This is a genomic window from Desulfosporosinus sp. Tol-M2 (assembly GCF_059735615.1).
Genome location: NZ_JCAIJG010000147.1, coordinates 1 through 3,110, shown reverse-complemented (window position 1 = coordinate 3,110; position 3,110 = coordinate 1). Strand labels below are relative to the sequence as shown.

General features: G+C 42.4%; 4 protein-coding genes. All 4 read left to right on the top strand.

The features are described from left to right. Window positions 1-957 (top strand): ABC-three component system protein (locus AC6I5A_RS11510; protein ID WP_497900696.1); only part of this gene is annotated, 957 nt, incomplete at its 5' end. Further along, window positions 954-1,418, top strand: a complete 465-nt coding sequence (locus tag AC6I5A_RS11505) for an ABC-three component system middle component 2 (protein WP_034615972.1) — start codon at window positions 954-956, stop codon at window positions 1,416-1,418. The genes AC6I5A_RS11510 and AC6I5A_RS11505, both read left to right, overlap by 4 nt. Further along, window positions 1,408-1,929: an AAA family ATPase gene (locus tag AC6I5A_RS11500; RefSeq protein ID WP_497900695.1), complete on the top strand. Its 522-nt coding sequence runs from the start codon at window positions 1,408-1,410 to the stop codon at window positions 1,927-1,929. Before AC6I5A_RS11505 ends, AC6I5A_RS11500 begins: the two co-directional genes overlap by 11 nt. Window positions 1,930-1,952: 23 nt before the next feature. After that, window positions 1,953-2,906: a hypothetical protein gene (locus AC6I5A_RS11495; protein WP_052168050.1), complete on the top strand. Its 954-nt coding sequence runs from the start codon at window positions 1,953-1,955 to the stop codon at window positions 2,904-2,906. The last annotated feature ends 204 nt before the right edge of the window (window positions 2,907-3,110 follow it).

The following is a 3,110-nucleotide window of genomic DNA, read 5'->3' as shown; positions in this document are numbered from 1 at the left end:
ATTGCAGGAGGTGACATCAATTTGAAATTCTCCGACTATGCCCAAGGTCTACTCCCGTATATTTCCGGAGGAGCAAGTGAACCGATTTTCTTCACGGAGATAATCGGGAATTTCATACAGGATGCTGCAATGGATGCTTGTGCGGTTCTAAAACGAAAACCGGACACTCGATATCGCTATATAAAAGGTGGTAGGGATATTCAGGCTAAAGATGCCCAGTACATTTACGACCACCGTGATATGGACAAGTATTCCGAATGGCTAAGCGATCAGATGGACAACTCGGATTCTTTCGACGCAGTTTCTGCATGGCTTACGAAATGTGAAATAGATCACGACAAATACCGTGTTGCTGATGCCTGTTCAACATTACTGGAGAGTATATTGCTGGAAACCATTACTGGTACAGCCACGTCAGAGAATGACCCTGGAAGTTCTGAATATGACTTCAAACTGGTCGAGGAAATCCAAGAAAAAATAAAGTCACTTCCTCGACCGACTGAAGTGTCGGTACCGCTGGAAGCGACTAATGAAGAACAGGGCTATATTAATGAAATGTATAATGCTTACGGTGATGCTGAAAACGTGAGTCCATTTGCAAAAAAAGACCTGACTAGTTACCCTGATTACGAAGAAGATCTCTTAGATAGACGAATTGATTTCTACGCTGCAGCTACAATACGTCGTGGGGTGATGGAGCTTGGGCGAGGCGGATTGTCAAATCAGTTTGACGTGTTAAAAGGCGAAACTTACGACGGTGTGAAAGATACTGAAAGGCGTACACATCCAGACGGATACCAGAGAATGCTCGCCGTCATGGAGCAGGCTGTAAATGCCCCATTGAAGGATTATTTGTTAAGTGAATCGCCCTATTGGATAAGCGGTAAAATTAAAAAAGACGTATGCCATCATTTGGTTAATGACGGAAAGCTAAGGTGGGTGAAAAAGAAGAGATGATAAATACAACAGTAATCGGCTCACCTTATGAGATGTCTCTGCGCATTCTTCTTATGCTGGACGAGTTGACAAATTTTGAATTAGACGAGCAACGAATCTGTGCCATAGATTTTATAGCCGTATACGCTGCAGACTTTAAACTACTTGATGAAAATCTTCATGGGTATGGTAATTATCGCTATAGCGAATATCCCGCACGAAAGAACTTAGCGAAGGATGCATTGAAAATCCTCGTTCTTGATGGTACGGTTTCTTTTTACCCGAACCAAAATGGGTTTACATATAAAATTAGCGAATCTGGGAGAAAAGTGTGCAGGGAGCTCACCTACTCGTATGCTGAGGAGTATAGGATTGCAATAAGAATGGTCAGTAACAAATATGACTTATCAAGTGGAAAAGCTCTGCTAAATGATATCAATCGCTACACACTCCGTTCGTTGCAGGAGGTCTATGATGAATAGGTTCTATATTGAAAAACTGGTCGTTTCCGGAGGAGGCCATGAAAACTCTGTAATTGAATTTGTGCCGGGGTTTAACCTCGTTGTCGGCCCATCCAATACCGGGAAAAGCCTTATCATGGATTGCATCGACTATGCCTTTGGATTTACTCCGAAATCTGACAAGCCATCAAAAATAGTAGACAACAGTAATGGCTACGAAAAAATATCTATGCATTTAAGAAGCAACGCAGGATCTGTCGTCCTCGAACGTAAGATTGGTGATACCAAGATTTCTGTCAGTGGTACGGATCCTACTATTGAGCATGATTCCTACAGTGTAAGTAACAGCGCCAAGAAAAGCATAAACACCGTTTTTTTGCAGCTGCTTGGAATAGATAAGCCTCATAAGGTTCTTTCTAGCGAAAGCGGAGCTACACAGGCGTTAACGTGGAGAAGTATGCTGCATTTGTTTTTCATTCGGCAAGCGGACATTGCAAGAGAAACATCTGCACTTAAAGCCCCGGGAGGATAGGTAAAACTGCATCGCCTGCCGTATTGCTTTACCTTTTGACCGGTCAGGATGCGGATAATTTCGAAAAGCCCGAAGACCCGGAAATAAGCAAAGCGAAAAGAAAGGCATTGACAGAATACATCCGTGATAAAGCGGAACGGTTTTCCAAGCGACGTGAAGAACTGGAAGGGACTCTTTCCGATATTGGTAGTGCAAATGTCTGTGAGGCTGTAAACCAGATTCATGAAGAAATCAATGCTATACAAAAAGAACTCAACGAAGCGGCAAGCGAAAGTCAAAAGCTTATGTCTAAAATATATGAACAAAACGGGAAGTTGTCCGAATGCAATACTGTTATTCATAACTTTACGGTTCTCCGGCAACAGTATCAGTCAGATATCAGGCGCCTCGGTTTTATTGTTGACGGAAAAATCAGCCAGTCGACTATAACCACAAAAAAACTTTGCCCATTCTGCGATAGTGAGATCACTGCATCGCCTAGTCAGCAGTACATTGAGGCATCTTCAGCGGAGCTTGCCAAAATCAAGGGACACCTATCAGAGCTTGAAGAAGCCAAAGCCGCCATTGATAGGCAGCAGCAAGTGATACAAAGCACTATCGAGAACCTTGAACGGGAGAAAGAACAGGTTGATTCTTTGATATCCGATCAACTCAATCCCAAATTGGCCGTATTCAAGGAACAACTTGAAAATAACCTCCTGCTTATGAGAATTACTGGTGAACTTGAATCCGTACGCCAAAGCGAAACTCAATATCGAAGCGAGCTTTTTGAGAAGGAAACCGAGGAAACGCCGGATAACCCAAAGTATAATATTATGGGTTATTATGATTATGAATTAGTCCACGGTTTTGAAAAAAAATTAATCCAAGTCTTAAGTGCATCCAAAATAGGCGGTGCAACAACTGCGCGGCTCAATATGACAAACTTTGATATCGAGATTGGTGGGCTTAAAAAAGCTGTTTCAATGGGTGGCTGATTCTGTGGACTCTTGAACACAATTACCGCATTCGCAATGGGTTCTTATCTTATTGAGCGCGAATGTAAATCACCCGGATTTTTTGCTGCCGACTCTCCTCTCACCCAATTGTCGGAGGCAGAACATATTGAACAAAGGGATACAATCAAACACAATTTTATTAAATATTTGATTGATCACGCCCTTGAGCGACAGGTAATAATC